Source organism: Streptomyces sp. NPDC088354, from assembly GCF_044753585.1.
In the GTDB taxonomy this organism is placed as follows: Bacteria; Actinomycetota; Actinomycetes; order Streptomycetales; family Streptomycetaceae; genus Actinacidiphila.
The window spans coordinates 1-20505 of record NZ_JBIVNJ010000065.1 but is presented as its reverse complement, the minus strand read 5'-3'; the positions used below and the strand labels follow the sequence as shown (position 1 = coordinate 20505).

General features: G+C 64.6%; 10 protein-coding genes and 4 pseudogenes. 7 read left to right on the top strand and 7 right to left on the bottom strand.

Annotation, left to right across the window (positions count from 1 at the left end):
* Nucleotides 1–514: 514 nt before the first annotated feature.
* Nucleotides 515–1732: pseudogene (locus ACIP98_RS39735) on the top strand (IS110 family transposase).
* A gap of 53 nt (nt 1733–1785) precedes the next feature.
* Here the strand turns inward: ACIP98_RS39735 and ACIP98_RS39730 are convergent.
* Both ACIP98_RS39730 and ACIP98_RS39725 read right to left on the bottom strand, forming a co-directional pair.
* A complete protein-coding gene (locus tag ACIP98_RS39730; RefSeq protein ID WP_401981340.1) occupies nt 1786–2508 on the bottom strand; it encodes an SMI1/KNR4 family protein in 723 nt (240 codons plus the stop codon).
* 109 nt (nt 2509–2617) lie between these two features.
* A pseudogene (locus ACIP98_RS39725) lies at nt 2618–2942 on the bottom strand (transposase); the annotation flags it as partial.
* Nucleotides 2943–3173: 231 nt separating this feature from the next.
* On the opposite strand from ACIP98_RS39725, the gene ACIP98_RS39720 reads away from it, so the two are divergent.
* The gene (locus ACIP98_RS39720; RefSeq protein ID WP_401981337.1) at nt 3174–3626 is read left to right on the top strand and encodes a hypothetical protein; all 453 of its coding nucleotides are present in this window, start codon (nt 3174–3176) and stop codon (nt 3624–3626) included.
* Nucleotides 3627–3695: 69 nt separating this feature from the next.
* On the opposite strand, the gene istB is transcribed toward ACIP98_RS39720, so the two are convergent.
* From istB to ACIP98_RS39705, 3 genes are all read right to left on the bottom strand, one after another.
* Nucleotides 3696–4490 (bottom strand): IS21-like element helper ATPase IstB, encoded by a 795-nt coding sequence (gene istB / locus ACIP98_RS39715; protein WP_401981336.1) that lies wholly within the window; start codon nt 4488–4490, stop codon nt 3696–3698.
* Nucleotides 4491–4503: 13 nt separating this feature from the next.
* Nucleotides 4504–6114 carry an IS21 family transposase gene (istA, locus tag ACIP98_RS39710; protein ID WP_401981345.1) on the bottom strand — a complete coding sequence of 537 codons (1611 nt, stop codon included), beginning with the start codon at nt 6112–6114 and terminating at the stop codon, nt 4504–4506.
* Between the two features lie 298 nt (nt 6115–6412).
* Nucleotides 6413–10135: a S8 family serine peptidase gene (locus tag ACIP98_RS39705; RefSeq protein ID WP_401981334.1), complete on the bottom strand. Its 3723-nt coding sequence runs from the start codon at nt 10133–10135 to the stop codon at nt 6413–6415.
* Between the two features lie 469 nt (nt 10136–10604).
* Between ACIP98_RS39705 and ACIP98_RS39700 the strand changes: the two are divergent.
* From ACIP98_RS39700 to ACIP98_RS39685, 4 genes and pseudogenes are all read left to right on the top strand, one after another.
* Nucleotides 10605–11054 (top strand): annotated as a pseudogene (locus tag ACIP98_RS39700) (transposase); the annotation flags it as partial.
* A gap of 397 nt (nt 11055–11451) precedes the next feature.
* Nucleotides 11452–12241, top strand: a pseudogene (locus tag ACIP98_RS39695) (IS5 family transposase).
* 714 nt (nt 12242–12955) lie between these two features.
* Nucleotides 12956–14269, top strand: a complete 1314-nt coding sequence (locus ACIP98_RS39690) for a M14 family zinc carboxypeptidase (RefSeq protein WP_401981331.1) — start codon at nt 12956–12958, stop codon at nt 14267–14269.
* A gap of 888 nt (nt 14270–15157) precedes the next feature.
* A complete protein-coding gene (locus ACIP98_RS39685; RefSeq protein WP_401981328.1) occupies nt 15158–15391 on the top strand; it encodes a hypothetical protein in 234 nt (77 codons plus the stop codon).
* A 674-nt stretch (nt 15392–16065) separates the two neighbouring features.
* Here the strand turns inward: ACIP98_RS39685 and ACIP98_RS39680 are convergent.
* Entirely contained in the window at nt 16066–16512 is a 447-nt protein-coding gene (locus ACIP98_RS39680) for a hypothetical protein (RefSeq protein WP_401981325.1), read from the bottom strand.
* Between the two features lie 427 nt (nt 16513–16939).
* Here ACIP98_RS39680 and chvE point away from each other — a divergent pair, with 427 nt between their 5' ends.
* Nucleotides 16940–18037, top strand: a complete 1098-nt coding sequence (chvE, locus tag ACIP98_RS39675) for a multiple monosaccharide ABC transporter substrate-binding protein (RefSeq protein ID WP_401981322.1) — start codon at nt 16940–16942, stop codon at nt 18035–18037.
* Nucleotides 18038–19068: 1031 nt separating this feature from the next.
* Here the strand turns inward: chvE and ACIP98_RS39670 are convergent.
* Nucleotides 19069–19890 (bottom strand): hypothetical protein, encoded by an 822-nt coding sequence (locus ACIP98_RS39670; RefSeq protein ID WP_401981342.1) that lies wholly within the window; start codon nt 19888–19890, stop codon nt 19069–19071.
* Nucleotides 19891–20505 lie beyond the last annotated feature (615 nt).

The following is a 20505-nucleotide window of genomic DNA, read 5'->3' as shown; positions in this document are numbered from 1 at the left end:
GGCGCATCTTCCGCCACGCCCGCTGCAGCCCCAACCGCCTGTCGTCAGCAGCCAAAGCCATCCTCACCCTGGAGAAGCAACGCTGAAAAAGCTCAATAGCTCATCGGTGAGCCGGAGCGGGGGTAGCGCAAGAGCCCACCGACCCGTGTGACGCAGGCCTGCCGCCCTTCCGGGACGAGATCCCCATGGTCAGACCCGCCGCGTCCGCGATGGCGTCGCCTGGCGGAAGCCCAAGGACCATGCGGGACGTGATCCCCGAGGCGAGACAGGCTCCGCCCGGCGCCGCCAGCTGCGGCGGTTTCATGTCCTCAGCCCGCCGGCAGGGGCCGACCTCTCAGACGTTCGCGAGCCGTGAGCTCTCCAGCAGACCGAGGTCCCTACCGGTCGCTGGAGACACGAACGGCTCGTGAGATGGCGTGCCCGGAGCACTTCTATTAGAGCGCCGCGTGCTCCACACGGACTCGAACTGCGTAAATGTGCCGATGAGTGAGGGAGAGAGCAACCTTGAGCAGAGGTGTTCTGCGGCATCGACTGGGCGGAGAACCACCACGACATAGCCCTCGTCGACCAAGACGGGGACCAGTTGGCCAAGCTGCGGATCAGCGACGACAGCGCCGGCTTCCACGCCCTGCTGGAGCTGCTGTCCCTCCACGGCGACAGCCCCGAGGCCCCGATCCCGGTGGCCATCGAGACACCGCGCGGCCTGCTGGTCGCCCGCCTGCGCGCCACCGGCCGCAAGGTCTACGCAATCAACCCGCTGGCCGCAGCCCGCTACCGGGACCACAGCAGCGTCTCCCGAGCGAAATCGGACGCCGCCGACGCCCGGGTCCTGGCCAACATCCTGCGCATCGACATCAAGGCCCACCGGCCTGCCCGCGGATAGCGAGCTCGGTCAGGCCGTCGCTGTGCTCGCCCGCGCCCACCAGGACGCGGTCTGGGACAAGGGCCAGTTGGTAAACTAACGCCGCTCCCACCTGCGCGAGTAGTACCCTGCCGCGCTGCTGGCCTTCCACGGCAGCGGCAAGCTCGGCCTGGATTCCGCCCACGCCCGTGCCGTGCTGGCCGCGGCACCGACCCCGGCCGCAGCCGCCAAGCTGACCCGAACCCAGCTGCGCGCATTGCTCAGCCGGGCGGGCCGGCTCCGCCGCTCCCTCGACGATGAGGTCGAACGTCTGCGGGAACTCTTCCGCGCGGAGCAGATGCGACAGCTGCCGCTGGTCGAGCAGGCCATGGGCCCACCAGACCGCGGCCCTGCTGCAGCAGCTCGACGCCGCCTGCAAGAGCGGCGACGACCTGGCCGAAGCCACCAAGGAGGCGTTCTTGTCCCATCCGGACGCCGAGATCATCACCAGCCTGCCCGGCCTGTCTGCCATGTCCGGGGCGCGGGTACTGGCCGAGATACCGCACCCGCTTCGCCGACGCCAAGTCCCTCAAGGCCTACGCCGGCGCCGCACCGGTGACAAGGGCGTCGGGCCGCAGCCACGTCGTGGTCGCCCGCACCGTGAAGAACCGACGCCTGGCCGCCGTCGGCTACATGTGGGCCTTCGCCGCTCTGCGCTCCGCCGAGCCACGCACCCACTACGACCACCGCCGGGACACCGGCGAGCGCCACACCGCAGCCCTCCGAAACCTGTTCAACAAGCTCCTTGGCTGCCTCTACCACTGCCTGCAGAACCGCACCCTCTACGATCCCGAACTCGCATTCGCATACTCCCTCGCACTGGCGGCGTGATCGCCTGTCCGCTCTGCACGGCGAACCTGCTCACAGCGGTGGTGGGCGCGGCTTCAGCAGACCCAGGAGCCTGGGAGCTCTTCACGGATGGCCTTAAGATCGGTAATCGTGCGCCCGCGCGCATGGATCCAGGACTGGTCCTGAAGGCCGTCTCGGCGCACCAGCCGGCCGGGAGCCGCGTACCAGCGCACCGGTGAGTCGTCCTCGCTCGCCCACAGGGGATGGTCGGGCAGGTCGACCCGGGCATAGCGGGTGTGGAGAGTCGGCACCAGCGCGTCGGGCAGCTCGCAGGCGTCGTAGAAGCTGGCCGCCCCGAAGAGAGACTCGCTCAACACCAACTCGACCCAGGCCAGGGACATCCGATCGAAGAAGGGAATCCAGCCCTGGTGCGATTCCACTACCACCGGTGGATCGTCCTGCTCGATCCGGGCGAGAGGGATTCCCCACGAGGCGCAGTCCTGGTTCTCACGGCAGAAAACCAGGACGCCGCCCAAGGCGTCATCGACATAGAGTCCGGCGGGCTCGACCAAAGGGTCCTGCTGCCGGGTCAGGTCCTCCCGGCGGCCGAGGAGCGCGTAGCCCTCACGCAAGGCGGCCGGCAGCTCGAAGCCCAAGTCAGCCTCCGCAGCCGCCAACTCGTCCTCGGAGCAGCCGTCTTCCGACCGCAGCGGACGGCCCATCCATGCGTCGGGAAACCAGCGCCCAAAGTCCCAGACCTGGGAGCGAGTACGCACTCCGCCTCGCAGCGCCACCGACACATCAGGACCGTCCAGCATGCCAAGGACGCTACCGCCTCCCTGCCCACCCAACCGCACAGGAGACGCGAGCCGCCGCGCCCGTCCGATCGTCGGCGACTCGACTTGACTCGCAGACGACATGAGATGTCTCGTCGACGCCGGTCAGCCGCCGCTGGCGTTTCTTGACGATCTGCGGATCGAAGCTGCCCTCGCGGTTCCGCGGGACGCCGATCTCCACCGGTCCGACCTCGGTCTCGATGGTCTCGGAGCAGATCCTGTTGCCGCTGTTGCCGCTGGCGGCACCAGCCCGGTCGTGCTTCCCGTACTCAAGGTGGTCGGTGACCTCGCCCTCCAGGGCGGACTCCAGTACCCGCTTGGTCAGCTGCTGCGAAAGCTCACCCTCCCCGGCCAACAGCATCCCGTCGGATCGGGCACAGTCGACCAGCACCGCGATCAAACTGCTCATCCGACACCGACTCAGCAGTCAACTCGATGGCCGGCTTCTCCACGCCCGGGTGCTCGGTTGGCTACGTAGGTGAGAACGAAGAACGTATGTGGGCGGGTTTGGAGAACGTTCTGGCCTCGGCGGTGGGCGAGATGTAGGCGAGTTCTGGAAACGCCCTCCGGGCAGGCTCGCGATCGATGGGCTCCGTGAGGTGGAATGGGGGCGCTCGGCGTCGCTGGCGTCGAAAGAACGGGGGTGCGTGGTGGGGACGATCCTCAAGGGCCTGAGCCGCGTTCGGTGGCACGAGCTGACGCACGCGTATGGATCAGCGGAAGAGGTTCCGGGCCGGCTGTCACGGGTGGCGTGGGGCGATGCACTGACCAGCGCTTCAGCATTGAGTGATCTTGGGCTGTGGCTTGGTGAGCTGTCCGTCTTCGACGCGACTGCCGAGGCGGTTCCGTTCCTGTGGGATCTCGCGGTGACTGACACTGTCGCCAGCCGCTCGGGTGTGGTCCAGCTGCTCATGACGATCCTCGAGCAGGCCAATCCTCCTCGGCTCGACGTTCAATACGCGGCCCACCAGGCCGTGCTCGACGGCAGAGGCCTGGCAGACAGGCTGGCCGATGACGGAGATCCCGCCGTGCAGGCAGCGGCTCAGGACTTGATGGCCGCGATCGACAACCACGCATGTGCGGCCTGCCGTCCCGCCTGACCGCAGGCCCGTCGTTGCTGACCCGGCGACCGTCCACCGTGCCGGGGAAGGCGGTGCCAGCGTTGTTCGTCAGCTGACGCTCTGCCGTTCGGCGCGTGCTCGGGTGGTGGCGAGGCGGTAGGAGTCGGTGCCCGTTTCGATGATGTTGCCGCCGAAGGTGAGGCGGTCGACGATGGCCGCGCAGAGGCGGGGGTCGGTGAAGGTCTTGGTCCAGCCAGAGAAGGACTCGTTGGAGGCGATGGCGACGCTGTTCTTCTCCTCGCGTTCGGTCAGGACCTGGAAGAGGAGTTCGGCGCCGCGGCGGTCGAGTTCCATGTAGCCGAGCTCATCGATACCGAGAAGATCGACGCGTCCGTAGCGGGCGATGGTCTTGGTCAGCTGCTTGTCGTCAGCGGCCTCGACGAGCTCGTTGACCAGCTTCGTCGCCAGGACGTACTTGACCCGGTAGCCGGCCATCGCAGCCTCGGTGCCCAGCGCGATCAGCAGGTGGGACTTGCCGGTGCCGGAGTCCCCGATGAGGCAGAGGGGCAGGCCCTTCTTGATCCATTCGCATTTGGCGAGCGTGTGGATCACGGCCGCGTCGATGTTGGGGTTGGCGTCGAAGTCGAACTTGCGGAGCGATTTGTCGCGGGGGAACCCGGCGGCCTTGATGCGGCGTTCGGAGCGGCGCCGGGCCCGGTCGTCACACTCGGCCAGCAGGAGCTCGGCGAGGAAGCCGAGGTAGGACATCTGCTCGCGCTCCGCGGTCTCGGCGAGTTCGGGGAACTGGGAGCGGATGGTGGGCAGCCGCAGCATGCGGCAGGCCTGGTCGACGGCGGTGGTGGCGGCCTGCTCGGTGAGTCCTCGCTGGCGGGGAAGGGACACGGGCTTCTCCTCTTCAGGGGGTGGTGCGGTCGGGTCGGCGCAGTCGCAGGAGTTGGTCGTAGTGGGCGACGGAGGGCAGCGGGCGGGTGTCGGGCGGCAGCTGTGCCCGGACGGCGGCGGGCAGTGGGGCGATACCGGGGGTGGCCGGCTGTGGGTCCTGCAGCCCGGTGTCAGAGTCGGCGTCCGCGGCCTTGCGGGCCTCCAGTGCGACGGCGTCTGCGGTCAGCGCGCCTGTCGCCAGTGCCGCGGCGAGGCCGGTGATCAGGGGTTCGTGGGGCAGATGACGGCTGAGGAGGAGGACTTCGATCAGAGCCCTGGTGCCGTCGCGTTCCCCGTGGGCCTTCACCGCGGCCTGCCACCAGGAGTCGTGGATCGGGGTGAACCGGCCGGCTGCGCGGGCCTGGTCGAGGGCTGTGGCGCCGGGCAGGGCACCCGGCTTGCGGATCAGGGCCTCCAGATAGTGGTCGAGTTCGAGGCGGGTGGCGCCGCGGGCGATGAGCCGTTCGTGGCGGGCGACTTCCTCGCGTCCGTCGTAGACGACCAGTTCGGAGGCATGGAGCATGACGCGGACGGTGCGGCCGATCAGACGGACTGGGACCGAGTAGCGGTTCATCCGGACACAGATCTGGCTGTAGCGGTCCACCCGCGGAGTGGAGAGCCGGCCAGTCTCGAACTGGTCGTCCGGGAGGGGTGCGAGCAGCGGCTTCTCGGTCGTGAAGTCCTCGCCGATGGTGCGCGGACGGTTCCGGATGCGGCGGTTGTCGTCCTCCAGGTCCCAGCGGTCGATCATGGCGTTGAGCTCGGCGAGCGTGTCGACTTCGGGGACGGGGACGAGATGGTTGCGGCGGAACCAGCCGATCTGGCCCTCGACGCCGCCCTTCTCATGGGCGCCGCGGATGCCGGGCTGGCAGTAGAAGGCCTCCAGCCCGTAGTGCGAGCGGAATGCAGTCCAGCGTTCGGCTTCCACCCGGCGGCGGGAGAGTCCCAGCACCTGGGCGACGGCAGCCCTAAGGTTGTCGTAGCGGACCTTCCCGGTCGGCACTCCGCCCAGCACGTTGAGAGCGTGGACGTGGCCCTCGAAGAACGCCTCCTGCCCCGCCGAGGCGAAGACGCGGTGGACGGCCTTGCCCGAGTACGACATCCGGAACGCGAACAGGTAGCAGGTCACGAGCTCGCCGGCCAGCTTGACAGTGACGTCCCCGAAGTCGACCTCGGCCTCGGCGCCGGGCCGGTGGGTCTGCGGGACGAATACGTCGGCCACACCCTTGCCGGCCTCCAGACGGATCTCTTCCCGGCGGGCAGCGACGTAGCTGCGGACCATCTGGTAGGAGACATCGGCGCCATGCTCGTCCAGCAGCCGGTCGTAGATCCGTTTCACGGTGTGCCGCTGCTTGCGCGGCGCGGTCAGATCCGCCGTGAGGATCCCGTCGATCAGTGCCTTGTAGCGGTCGAGGCGCGTCTCCCGCGGCTCCATCTTCTTCCGCGGTTCCGGCACCGCCGAGATCAGAGCCTTCTGCACCGTCTCGTAGCCCACGCCGTACTTCCGCATGAGCGCCCGCAGCGAGGAGCCGGCCTTGGCGTCACGGCGGATCGCCGCGTACAGATCGACCTTGGACTTCGGCAGCACCCGGGCCCCCTCGTCGCGCAGAGCACAACCATGGTCCCGAAGCAAGTACCGAGGTGTTCTCGAAACTCAGCGACATCACTCTCCCGTGGAACCGGGCGTTCTCGTCGCTGAGCAGCAGACGTTCCTGGAACTCACCTACATAGCCACTCGGTCGAGGCCTCGCTCATCAGGCGTCTCCTTGCTCATCAGATCCGCCGTTGATCACTGGAGACACTCCCGGTTCACGATACGCGGTGCCGTCCTGATGCCCGTTTGATGGACCGGTGCCGCATCCAGCGCGGCACCGGTCCACGCGTCACCTCAGGCCGTAAGCGCGGATGATGGTCTGGCTAACCGAGTTCCCTCTCGTGTCCGTGGCGTTGGTCCGCAGCGAGACGAACGATGCCGAGTAGGGTGCGAGAAGGACGGTCTTCCAAGAACCGTCACGGTGAATGAGCGTCTGGCGATGCCACGTGGTTCCGTCGTCGTAGGAGACTTCGAGTCGCACGGAAGGCACATCGTTTGTCGGTGCGCCCAGCACGCTGGGCGTTACAGTGAGGTCTGCGATGCGTCGAGCCATGCCATCAGCGTCGATGTCCACTCCGTAGTCGAGCTGCGCCAGCGGAATGGTCTTGTTCTCCGCATCGCCCGAGACGAAGGCCCACTCGGTGTGCGTGGTGGTCGAGTAACGGCTGAAAGAGGGATTGTCGTTGGTAGCGTCGACCACAAGCCGGTACGGCAGCGGCTTCGGGGAGAGGTTTCCACCATACCCGCTGTCGCTGTCCGACTCGGAGATCAGCGTGTCGCCTTGGTACAGCGCAGTGCGTTGGGAGAGACCGCCCCAAGTGCTGCCGGAACCAGAATGTGCTGCTCCGCCGCTCGCCCAGGCGGGCGCGGCAAAGGACAGAACGTTGCCGTTCTCGCGAGTCGGAAGATCAGTACTGATCATGCGCGGACGCAGGATGGGGGCGACCCAGCACTCCTTGTAGGTTCCGGCGGAGCGATATGTCATCTGTTCGGACACCTCGCGCACCACGTTGGGGACCGTAACCTCCTGTTGCCACCTGACGTCGGTACCCGTGGAGATCCAGTCGGTGCGTGGTCCACGCGCGACGGGTTCGGGCGTGAAGCTCCACACACTGTCTCCGGCGTACCGCGCAAAGTCGCTGCGTGTCTCCGTGACGGGAGTCTCCTCGTTCTGGCCGAAGGTGACGTCCACCTGCGCCAGACTGCGTGAGTCCGGGCGGTAGGTGAGGTCCGTGGGAATGCCACCAGAGTGATGGCTGACCAGGTCGTACACGTACGAGGGGTCGGGGTGTGCCGTCGCCCGCAGCCGCAAGTTCTTGCGGGGCGATGCAGCGATTTGAGCGATCAGTGTTTCACCGTCGTCCTTGGTCACTGATGCCACTGCCACCGGCCCAGGGGAAACGTAGTCGTCGTCGCCGTACCAGGTCCTGAGCCGCCCCGCCGCATCGTTGACAACGAGGAGCAACTTCACTCCGGCGGCCTGGGCGGCCTGGGTCTGCTCGTAGGCGGTGACGGTGCTGCTGCGGCGCACCACAGCGGCCTTGCCGCGGGCGGACAAGTGTGCGTAGTCGGTCGGGGAACCCGTGCCCGCGAAGACAGCATCCAAATCTGCGGCGCCGTTCGGGAGCGGCTTGGTGCCGCTCTGAGTTAGGACATCCAGGTCGTGTGTGCCTCGGGAAACGGCGAGGGGAGTCTGCGGAGCCCGCCATCTCGTGGTGAAGTCGAAGGCGCCGCGCTTGACCTTCTCGGATGATGGCTGAGCCCAGACACTGTCGTAGGTTGCGTCGATCACCATGCCGTCGATCCAGTCCCCGTACTGAGGTTGCGTCGTCGTGAACGCGCGCCAGTACTCGACCCTGGTGTTCGTCGGCATGCTCGGCTTGGGCGTGAGAGCTTGGACCTGGTGCGCTTGGGAAGCGTCGAAGGTGACCACCTTGGGATCGGTCAACTCGACTTCGGGGTCACCCAACAGCGCCAGTCCCTGGGAGTACGGTCCGTGTGTGCCTCGCACCGTTTTGTACATCATTGCGGAGTACGTGTCGCGTGGCAGGTGCAGGGTCAGTCCGGTCTCCGGTACCCAGTAGTGCTGGAGTTCCACATCGTTTGAACCCTTGAGGGTGACCGCGCCCGCCATCGGTTGGCCGTCGCGGTCCTTCGCCCGGAGCGTCAAGTCATAGCGCTCGGATTCGGTTCTGGTGCTCAAGACGGTATGTGCGGCAATGGCGCCCCCGCTGTCCCGTGCGACGACCTGTCCGGTGTAGCCGCCTGCGGCAACCCCACGCGGGTCGATGACGAGGCTCACTGACGCGCTGTCGTGCGCCGGCACATCGATCTGGTCGGAGCCCAAAGCGAACAGACTGCTGGGACTTTGACCACGGTCCAGCGTGAGACGAAGTGTCACGGGGCTAATGCCATGGTTTGTGTACGCGATGTGGCGCTCGATGGGCTGAGGGTCACGTGACCACTTGATGAGGCCTGTATCCACCGAGCCAGAGGCGACGACTTGCGCGCGGAAGGCCTCGGATACGTCGACTCGCCCGGTACCACCAAGGTAGGTGCTAATATCCGGAGTTATCTTGCTGGTACTCATCAAAGCGCTCTTGAGTTGCTGACCTGACCAGTCGGGGTGCTTCTCTGCGAGCAGCGCTGCGGCACCGGCGACATGAGGAGTCGCCATCGATGTACCGCTCTTGACTGTGTAGTAACCTTCTCCGCTGACGTACTGGGAACGGGCTGCCAGGATTCCGACTCCTGGGGCAGTTATGTCAGGCTTGAGTCCATCGTCGCCTGCGCGGGGGCCACTGCTGGAGAACTCGGCGATCTTGTCCGCAGAGTTGACCGCGCCAACGGTCAAGGCAGACTCGGCCGTTCCGGGCGCGTTGACTGTGTACTGGTCATTGCCGCTGTTACCAGCGGCAATGACGAAGAGCACTCCGGTCTCCTCACTGAGCTTGTTCACGCTTTGGCTTATGGGATCGTCCTGGGTGTGCGCTTTCGCCAAACCCAGACTCATGCTGATGATCTTGGCCTTTTCGCTCTTGGCGGCCCATTCCATACCCGCGATGATCCAGGATTGGTCACCCGCGCCACTGTTGTCGAGGACCTTGCCGATGACCAGGCTTGCGCCTGGGGCAACGCCCTTTTCCTGGCCTGCCGATGCGGCGCCCGTGCCCGCGATAGTTGATGCTACGTGCGTGCCGTGACCGCTACCGTCGGCAACATCCTCGCCTGGGACGAAGCTGCGGCTTGTAGCAATACGGTTCTCCAGGTCCGGATGACCCGCGTCGATCCCCGTATCGAGCACGGCCACCTTGACGCCGGCGCCTGTGGCGCCCTCGTCCCAAACTTGTGGCGCGCCAATCTGCGCTGTGCTGTCTGCCAGCGCTGCTTCAACCTTCCCGTCCAGCCAAATCCTGTCGATGCCGCCGGACAGGGATGGCGACTTGACGGCCTTTCGGTCTACCTGACCACCGGGTGCAGCAACGAGGGCACGCCACATGCTCGCAATCTTGGAGCGGTCCGCGACTACCGCCTCACCATCGACCGAAGTCAGTTGTCGCTTGATGGCGACCCCCGGCAAGTCTGTTGCGGAGAGCCGCGATGCCCCCGCTTCTCGTGTGACGATCAGTGGCAGCCCAGCAGCGTGCTGGTCGTCGTACCCCTGGGATATGAGCTCGGTCACGTTGAAGAGCCGTTTGTCGAGTACGCCGGATGCGATGTAGGGCTCGGCTTCCTCCGGGAAAACGTAGGTCCCAGAGTCATCACTGACAGTTCGCACAGGTCCGGTGGCACCTGGACGCTTCTGCACACTCACCGAGACGGGCGCCCCCTTCACTCCCGGAGTGACAGTCACCGTGTCGCCGGTGATCAGAGTGACGGTGCGAGCGTGGCCAACAGCGGTCTGGGACGCCGCGCCGCTGGCCGTGGGATTGAAGTCCGTGACGGAAAAGGACAGGGGTGCGGACGCAGAGGCGGAGCCGAGGCCAGAGAGCAGGGCCACGGCGATGCTCAACGCCGCCCACCGCCCGCTACGGGAAAGGGGAGGCAAAAGAGTTCCTAACTGTGAGGCTTGGAGGCCATTGCTTCCCCGATTTGATCGGGTCAATGCCAGCCCATTCAAGTCATGCACGTGGCACATTGAGGACATGTCACTCAACGGACAAAGGATGACGCGCTAACGCGCGCGAGGATCCTATTACTCTGGCGCGGAAGTCCGATATTTACACTGAGACAATAGTGGTACTCGGTCAGGCCAGCAGAGGTGTTGCGTGTCCCCCTGGGCTGGTCTGGTGTTGGGAAGGTGCGATTCTCGACAAAATGGCTGTGGCGCGTGATGAGTTGAACGTTGGCGGTGAAGGTGTTCCAGCTGTTTGCGCGCAAGGACCAGCGCTGGTAGGGACAGGTCCATCCGCGTGGGCTGATGACCAACGCGTGACACAAGTGAATCAAGTCGATGGCGGCCTGGCTGCGAGAGAACGGCCAACCGACAGGCGCTGACCCACGTCATCGCCATCAGCCCATGGGATCCGTCCCATCTCCGGGCCCATCTGGCGCTGAAGATGGAATTAGCGATCCGGCCCGTGGTGCTGGTCTTCGACGACACCGAGTTCCTGAAGGACGGCAACGCCTCGACGCATATGCCATGGCAGTACACCGGAACCGCGGGCAGGGTCACCAATCGCCAGGTGGGGGCCTCGCTTCATCCGGCCAGGCATCATTCTTCGGCAGGTGTGAACTGCCGATTGTTCCTGCTCGAGGGTCGGGACCCGTCCTCGCCGGAAGCGGACCCGGACAAGGTCTCACGCCGTACGGCCCGCGGCGTTCCCGAGTACATCAACCATGCCGAGACGTGGCAGCTGGTGCTGAACGTGGCTGACGCGAATCCCTCGTGGGGGCTCGATGTGCGGCTGGCGATCGTAGACACCAGATAAGCCGATGCGGCGACCTTCCGGCCCTGCCTGAACGCGCGGGGCTGCACTATGTGGTGGGACGAGGGGTTTGCGTGACTCAGCGAATCCAAGTAACCCCGAAGTTGTCATGGCTGGCAGCGGCGCGCAAAGCCAAAGGGTCGCGGCCGCTCATCCGACCCTCATGAGGACGACATGGGCGGAACGCAGGATGCCCGGCGCCTGTCCCAGGACTGGTGCAGGGGCTGAGTGTCGGTCACCGTCAGTGCAAGACGCTGTGCCGGAGCGGTCCTTCTCTGTCCCGGTAAAGTCCGGCGGCGGCCACGCGGCCGCGTCATCCATGCGCACGGCCTGAATCGGCTTGTCCAACGACATAAGAAGTCATCTCAATTGGCTGGTTCGGTAGTCTGCGGGCGTGGGGATCGTTGAGCGGCTGGTGCCGGATGAGTTGTGGGCCTTGTTCCAGCGGGTGGTGCCGCCTGCGCCGACGAGGCCGCAAGGCGGCGGCACGGGGATCGGGAAGTGCTGGCGGCCATCGTGTTCGTGGCGACGTCGGGCTGCACGTGGCAGCAGTTGCCCGAGCCGTCGTTCGGGCCGTCGGGAGCGACCGCGCATCGCCGGTTCACCGAGTGGACCAAGGCCAGGGTGTGGGCGAAGCTGCACCGCCTGGTCCTCGACGAGCTCGGCTCCCGCGGCGAGCTGGACTGGAGCCGGTGCGCGATCGACTCGGTGAACATGCGGGCCCTGAAAGGGGGGAACTGACAGGCCCGAATCCTGTCGACCGGGGCAAGAACGGGTCAAAGATCCACTTGATCACCGAAGGCTCCGGTCTGCCCGTCTCCATCGGGATCTCGGGAGCGAACACCCACGACAGCCAGGCCCTGATTCCCCTGGTTCGCGACATACCTCCGATCCGTTCCCGCCGCGGACCGCGCCGACGCAAGCCCTCCAAGCTCTACGCGGACAAAGCCTACGACTCCGCTCACCTGCGACGATGGTTACGGCAACGAGGCATCGCCCACCGCATCGCCCGCAAGGGCATCGAATCCTCCGCACGCCTGGGTCGACATCGCTGGAAGATCGAACGCACCATGGCCTGGCTCGCCGGATGCCGTCGGCTGCACCGCCGCTACGAACGCACAGCCGACCACTTCCTGGCCTTCACCAGCATCGCCTGCACCCTCATCTGCTACCGCAGACTCACCAAATGAGACGACCTCTAAATACGTCCTGCACGGTGCTACCCGGGTGCGCAGCGCGGACAGTATCGGTGATCTGCGGTGTGGTGCGAGTGCCGTGGACGGCGGTCAACAGGTCCCGCAGCCAGGGCGGGTCGCGGAGCTCGCCGACCAGTCCGTGCGCGCTGCTGCCGGGACCGATCTGGCATCGGTAGTGCGGTAGGCGCCGTGCTCGGGCCACCCGCGAGGCAACTGCATGACGATCCCGGGGAACGCAAGTCGACGGGCGGGATCACGCCCCGAGCGCGTTCCCAAGGCCTCGCCCGCAGCCCTCGGTACGAACGCGGTCTTCAGGCGGCGGGGCGCGGGCCTGGCGGCAGAACATGGCACCCCTCACGAGGTGGTGAGGGCACCGACGAGCATGCCTGCGCTCCCCACCACGGCGCGTGCCGGTGTCTCAGCGCCCAGTTGGTCTTGACGCAACGGGTTCGTCACTCCACACGTTCCAGGCGGCCCGACGCGCGCCGGGGGGCGGACTTCAGCACGGTGGCCTTCGACCGCTGCGACATGGTCCACTCCTCGTGAGCAAGGCCGATGGAAAGGGCATCGCAGAACCAACCCTTTGCACGTGACAACCAACCCCCCTTGCATCGGCCACACTTGATCTACCATTTGCCGCAGCACGGAACGGTGGCGGGAAGCCACACCCCCGAGCCAGGAGTGGTTCGCCAAGACGACGAGGGCTGCATGCAAGCGCTACCGAGACCGGACCACATTGACCTCGCGCCGTGGGGTGCCCGGCACAACTTCCCGTCGCCCGGCGAAGTCGACCGCGAGCTCGCCCGCATCGCCGAAGCACACCCCGGCTGCCAGGTCGAGCAGCTCGGCCTGTCGCAAGGCGGTCGCCCGGTGGGCATGCTGACCATCCCCGGCGGCCTGCGGCATGTCCTGGTCGTCGCAGGCATGCACCCCAACGAACCCGCCGGGCACCTGACGGTCCTCGCCCTGGCCCGCCTGCTCGCCCGCACCAGCAACTGGACGAGCGCCATCGGCTGCACCTGGCACCTCGTTGGCTGCATCGACCCGGACGGAGCCGCTCTCAACGAGCCCTGGACGAGCCGGCCACTGGACCTAGACCGATACCACCGGCACTTCTACCGGACGCCGATCGCCGCACAACCCGAGTGGACGTTTCCCGCACAAGGCTCGGACGGCTCCCTGCCGAAGACCACGATCCTCCGCGAGCTGCTCACCACCGTGCGGCCCGAGGTCTACATCGACCTCCACAGCTCCGACTTCGGTGGCGCGGTCTTCGTGGTGAACCGCCCGCTCGCGCCCCTGTCCACTGCGCTGCGCGAGGCCGCCGCCCGGTACCGGATTCCGCTGAGCCACGAGGGCATCGACACCGTCGGCTGGGCCAAGGACGGCCCCGCCGTCCATGTCATGCCCCCAGTCGAAGAACTCGTCATGGCTGCACCCGGCCAGAACAGGTTCGCCCACGGCGCAAGTAGCCTGCGCCACCTCCCGTCCGACGCAATCGGTGTCATACCCGAGGTGCCGCTGTGGCCGGCCCGCACCCTTCTCACGCCCTACACCGGCAACCCGGACGGCACTGGCTACGCGAACCTGATGCGACACGCCGCCGCCACCCTCGCCGAACGCGCTCGGCTGCTCGACGGGCACCTACAACACATGCGCCCTCACCTGCCGGGCAGGGCGGCGATGTTCACCGACGCCGCTGCCGAGACCCTACGCGCGGCCACTCGATGCGCGAAGCTATGGCACTCCATGTCCGACGGGCCAGTCACTCGTGGCCAGTACGCGGCCGCCGACGACAGCGCCGTCTCCTTCCCCATACGTGCCGCAGGCCTGCTGCTGCGCGCCGCCGCGCCTGGGCCCTCCCGCCCTGCCGGTCCGAAAGCCAAACACGCAGCGCTCACCGAGGCCTTCGAGGACTGGGTCAAGGACTTGGAAGCGACTACGCCCGCCCCGTACCCACTCCACGCCGTCATCGGCCTGCAGACCATGACCGCCCTCCAGGCAGCCGCCATCGGCACTTGACCTGCGGCAAAACCCGGACGTAATGCCCGGAGGGCTCGCGCGGTTTGACAATCACCCAAAGTCCGCACGGTGACCAATCCCCCGACTCTGCTATGTCGTCTCATAGTCTGCTGAGGGGCTCTTCTGGGTATTGTCCGTTCCGTCGTTCGAGGATCTCAAAGATCTGGCGGCAGGTGTTGCATCTGAAGGCATCGTTTTGCGTGCGGGGGCTCTTGCCCTCGCCGATGCGGCGGGTGACGTACGTTTTCGTGGCAGGGCCAATCAACCGGATCCGCACCCTGGTCGTTTCTGCCCCGCAGAGGTCCGCCAACGCCTACGGCGAATTACCACCTACTAGCCGATCGCGCAACTCTCCTCGCCGACGCCGCCCGCCCGGGCCGGACCCCCTTGACGTGTGACCACCGCCGCTGTGAGCACCTCACCACGGGGGCAGCCAACGGCGACGCAGGACTCGAACCCCTGGCCGCACGTGCGGTTCCTGGCCTGGTCGAGTACGTAGGCGTCGGCACCACGACGGCTGCCCAGCTCCTGATCATCACCGGCAATAATCCCGACGGCAGAACTCCGAAGCTTCGTCACCCACCTCTGTCGGGGTATCCCCCGTATCCCACCGGCTCCGTAGATGACGGACCAAACGCCACCGTCTCAACCGCGGAGGCGACCGCCAGGCCGCCCACACACTTCCTCATGCGGGATGCGCTACTACTCCCGGCTCTGTGCTGCCCAACGAACAGCCGGAGGTGTGTCAAACAAGGACATCTCTTCGGTAAATTCGAACGCTTCATCGCGCGTAAGCCGGGGGCTCCGTGCCGACCGAGGCGGAAATTGACGGCTGGGGGCCGGACGACGGAAGGTGACCTCCTAGGCAAATGATCAAGGAGGTATACCATGGCAGAATACCAGTTAACCCTGGCCCGGATAGTGCGCGTTGGCCAGGTCACCACACACGTGACCTTGGACGGGTGGGCGCAGGGGCAGATCACCGTGCCGGTGGACACGTCGTCCCTGATGGAGATCAGCGGCCTGACCCAGCGACAGCTGTCCGGGGCCAGATTCGATGTCACCGCCAACACCGCTGCGGTCGTCGAGACCGACGTCAACCCGCACAGTTGGCGACTTTAGACCCTCGAAGAGGGCATCCTCGGGGGAGGCTCTGCCTCGGTACCGCGAACCTGCTGCCTGAGCGGCCCAGGATGTGCGCCCTCGTGAGGGGCCGACTTACTGGCCCTCTTTCATCTCCCTGCCCGTGCCCGGCTTCGACGGCCTAGCGGGGACAGCATGGCCGCGGGAAGCGGTCGGGCCAATGGCGGGATCGTTTCGAATAGCCGCGAGAGCCCCATCGAGATGATCGTCCAACGGACGTCATAACAGAAAGCCAGATGCGGTACCCATGCGTGCCCACCAGAGTGGTGCGTACCTGGCATCGTCACCAGCCGGCCGCCTTGCGGCACGGGGCGGTGCATCGCGGACAGCAAGCCAAAGAAACACACCTGATGAGACACGCGTGATCGCGGGCTGCCAAGCCAGCCACGAGGCCCCACAGAGGAACGGCGGTCAGCGATAAGGAAGGTATAAGCGGGGGTGGTCCCGCGGGCCACGGAACGCCGACGCGACGAATATGGCGCCGCGTCACTCGTCCAGCCCATTGCAAATCTAACACGCCGTGCGCACTTCGACGGATGTGTTTATGGTCGAAGGGCAGGCAGGACTGACTAACCAATGGAGCACGGCCGTCCCGTCTGGGGCGGCCGGCTGCCTTAGCGTGAGATGAGAGCCCGCCGGTGGATTATTCCGTGTCAAGGAGCATCCCCCGAGTCGCGGGGAGCATGTTCGTATTGATGAGGTCCAAAGCTGCTTGGGTTCAGCCCCAAAGATGCGTGGGGCAGCAGGACAGCGATGTCCCGACAGATCCGCCACGCTGTCCGATCCGCCATTTCCACGCCAGTGCCGCGGGCTTCGTCGGCCAGGAAGCGGTAGCCGAACTCCGGATCCTCACGATGAGCGTCGAATAACGCGTTGGCTCGAACGGCTCCTTCGAACTCGGCATCGGCGGCCGGCCGGTCCGCCAGCAATAGTATGGCTGTCTGGCGAGCTTCAGGGCCCGGCACGTCACCGCCGCGGGCACCCCCGCCGGCGGCTAGCCCTTTCACGAGCTGGTAGATCCCTTTCCCAGCAGATGAGTCGGTGACGGGTGACCCGTCACGCAGCTCCACCTCCTGGACGAGGCGCGTGTACCCGTCCATGATGCGTCGGCGATGTTGCATCCCGCGCTTAGCTCGGCTTTCGCCGCGGCCTGTGCACCCACCTCACATGCTGGATGGGGCCAGTAGTTGCCTGATTACAATTGCACGCATTCCGCCTGCGTGAATTTTTGCGCCACAGAGTGGAATTATCGAGCCATGAACGGGCCATCGCGTTGCTGTATTTGTGAATCGAAACGCCCGTTGCTACTCTGCCGTTCGGGCCGCAAAGCTGCGCCTTTGCGTTGAAGGTACGGGCGCCTTTTCAAGCGATCACGGGAGGGTGGTGCCCACTGGGGACCGAATTGTCCCGTTTGCGTTCCTCTGCCCATCTCAGTCAGCTGTCAATTCGTTCGCGCGGGAGTGCGAATTTTGAGCCCTGACTGAAACTACTGTTGCGCATTACTCTAAGGCGTTTAGGAAGATTGTCATGCGTTCTGAAAAGCCTGTCCGAAACCGCTCAATACTGCGGGTGGCCATCGTTCTGCCACTTCTCGCTGCAAGTGCCGTTGCGTGCGGTGACGACTCTGCTGGAAATCGTGAAGTGTCAGTGGGTATTGCAATGCCCAACAAGCTTCAGACGCGCTGGGCCGATGACGCCCAGAACATGACGAATAGCCTCGAATCGAAGGGATACACGGTAGACGTAAAGTATGCCGCTGACGATGTCAACCTGCAAGTAGACCAGATTCAGGGCATGGTTGACGCCGGAGAGAAGGTGATAATCATCGGCGCTGTCGACGGGTATGAACTTGGAGAAGTCCTCAAAAATGCAGCGCGTAAAGGCGTCAAGATTATCGCTTACGACCGACTGTTGTTGGGCAGCAGCAACGTGGATTATTATGCCAGTTTCGACAACTACAAGGTCGGCCAATTGCAGGCAGAGTACATCGTCGATAAATTGGGCTTGAAGGAGGGAAAGGGGCCCTTCAACCTCGAGATATTCGCAGGAGACCCGGACGACAATAACGCAGTCTTTTTCTACAACGGCTCTATGGCTGTCCTCAAGCCGTGGATCGATAAGGGTCTCCTGGTGCTCAGGAGTGGCAACAGGCGCATTACTCAGGTGACTACGTGGCACTGGGATGGAGAGGTCGCGCACGAGACAATGATTACGCGACTGCACCGGTATTTCCGTTCGGCCACCCTCGACGCCGTTTTGGCACCAAACGACGGAATTGCGCGCGGCGTGATCCAGGCTCTCAGAGCGGACGGCTACGGTTCGGACGACAAGGACATGCCGATCATCACAGGCCAGGACGCCGAAGTGGACTCCATCAAGGAGATTATCAAAGGTGAACAGTCCATGACAGTCTACAAGGACACGCGCAGACTCGCCGCCGTCGCCGTTGACATGTCAGATGCGATCATCGCCGGCAAGACCCCGAAGGTCACAGACAATAAGCAATACGACAACGGCAGTAAGGTCGTTCCCGCATATCTACTCGCCCCGGTCGCAGTTGACAAGTCGAACTACAAGAAACTGCTGATCGACTCCGGTTACATCAATCCCTCTGATCTGAAGTGAGTTTCAGCCGTCTATCCGCCGTATCGACCGGATCTGCATGAGCCGACGGATCGTCAGTGCGGGCCACCATTGGCGTGAGCTCACGGCGGCGAAAAATCGCTCACGTCAAGCCGCGCAGTCGGAGTTCCGCTTGCGCAATACGTCAGAAATACCTGCGACCGGCTGAACACGCCCAGCTCGCACCGAGAGACAAACACGTGAAGCCTCTGATGGCTGCCGGATAATCCTCGTCGTGAAACCGTCGGCTTCAGAAAACATAGGGACGAGGGATCGGGCGGGCCGGTATGAACGTCGTAAGGCCTGTACCCTTTGAAACGCCGCTGCAGCCGGTTCTCATTGCGGTCATTCCAGTGCTCGACGGGTTGGGAGTTGGTCACCAGGGTGCGGCAATCCTCGCCCTGGTGGCCGCCGATTTGCGTTGCAGTATCCGGGCGATGCACGCCAATGTGGCGTTCTTGTGGAACCGGAGCCGATCGGTGTCTTGATCTGGGACAGCGTCCAGGTTCTGTTGGCCAACTTCCGCGCCTACACCACGGACACCGGCCGCTCTGATTGGGCAAGGGACACCGGGCCCTGACGGCCGTGGCCATTTGGTGCCGACCCCCGCCAAGTTCGGCAGTCAACTGTTCGTACGCCACCTTCACCGGATCAGCAACCAACGTCACTACACTGCGGACAACCGGTGACCGGCATCATCTGTGCCCTGACCGCGCCTGCCGACCAGCACACCATGCCCGCACTCGCCGCACACTCATAGCCGGTGGCCGCGTCGGTGGTGATGGTGAATGAAGCTCACCCATGGCACCCCGGCCGCCCCGCCTCGACCAGCCAGGAGGAAGCCCCCGAGCCGAGCGCGAGGAGGGCGGCTGCTTCCGCGGAGTTCAGTTGCAGAATGTCATCGCCCTCTTTGTCTTCCCTTGGCCGGTGGTGGTCAAAGCGAGCGACCTCGGTCGGCCCGTCCTCGCCGATGGAATCGTGATCCGCTCCGGGAATCCCCCACCGACCAACTGCATAGATCTCGGTCGGAGGTTCTATTCCGATGGCACCCAGCGGAAGGAAAATATGTTGGTCACTGCTTTGCACAGCCCGGGGGATATGATGCCAGTCCTCAACGTCTTGCTTTCCGTGTCGTAGTCGACCGCTTCAGCCTCGAAGGTGCCGCTGCATTTACTGATCTGCGGAATACTGAAGAGCTTGGTGACCTTGCCGGTTGTCGGTTTGCCGTCAATTGGGCGAAGTAGGTCGACCTGAAGAACGTCCTTATCTGCATTATCGGAAGTGCAGACCAGGCGTTGCGAGGAAAAGAAGTCGCAGCCCTGTATGTTTTGGACATCGACGTCGAGATTGATAGGCCCAGCCTGTTTGAGCGGACCTCCGTCAGACAGAGTGGACTTATTGAGTACCGGCGTCGGGAATACCTGCAGGCGTCGCTGAATCCCGAACTCGCCGGAAACCATCCATTGGCCATCAGGAGACACGGTATCGAACGAATTATTGAACAACTCGCCCGGATCGAGTGAGTGGCGGTACTCGAGTCTTTTGCCGGCCCCATCCGTCACCAGGAACATTTTGGGCGAGTTCTCTTTGGGGCCTTGATACGAATCGAAGGTATAATTTTCAGCGATATCCAGGTCGCCAATGTGATTAAACCCCTCCCTTCGCACAGCCAGCGGTATGGAACCGAGCCCCCGCTTAATCACAGAGCCGTCGGCAGCCGTGGCAATTCCTTCGCCTCCTGTCAGCGAGTTCACTGCCGATTTTCCGATCTGCTTCCAACTCCCCGCCGGAGTCAGGTCCCTCCCCGTCGCCTGGGCGTCTATCACGCCACAGCCAGTCAGAGACACTGCCGCCATAATCGCAGCGGCCCCTGCGCCTAACGCAATATATGCATGCTTAAGCAACTTGGATCCTATCTGTGCTCGTAGATCCTTCACGTTCCCGAGGTAAGTGACTCGTTCTGAAGGACGCCGTGCATGGCGTGATCCCACCTTGCTGAGATCTCTAAAACCGCACCAGCAAAAACAGACGTCTGTGACGCCCTCGTCCGTGATCAGTTACCGGTCCAAGACATTCGGAATTTCGCCGTTTCCGAAATCCCACAGCTTCCTGACATCCAACACGTACGGCACGGACACCAGAGACCTGTCGGACCAACGGCTGGTGCGGCGATCGACCCATAGACGTTGAAGGGCCCGAACAGCGGCGCAGGCTGCGGCCCCAGCATCGCGGGAGGCGGGAGGCAAAAGAACTTTTAGCTGAACGGCGAAGCGACTCACATGGCAAGGCATTTGAGGGGTTCTCGGCCAGTTGGCCATCCTGGAATCCGACAAACCAGGGCGCCCCTACCGGCCGCAAGCCATGCTGTATCTCCTTGGCAGGGCTTCGGCGTAGTCGCGTGACGCCCGGTTCGTGACGATCTGCCAGCTCGGCGGTGCCCCGGAACGTGACAGGCACGGCTTCCAAGATCA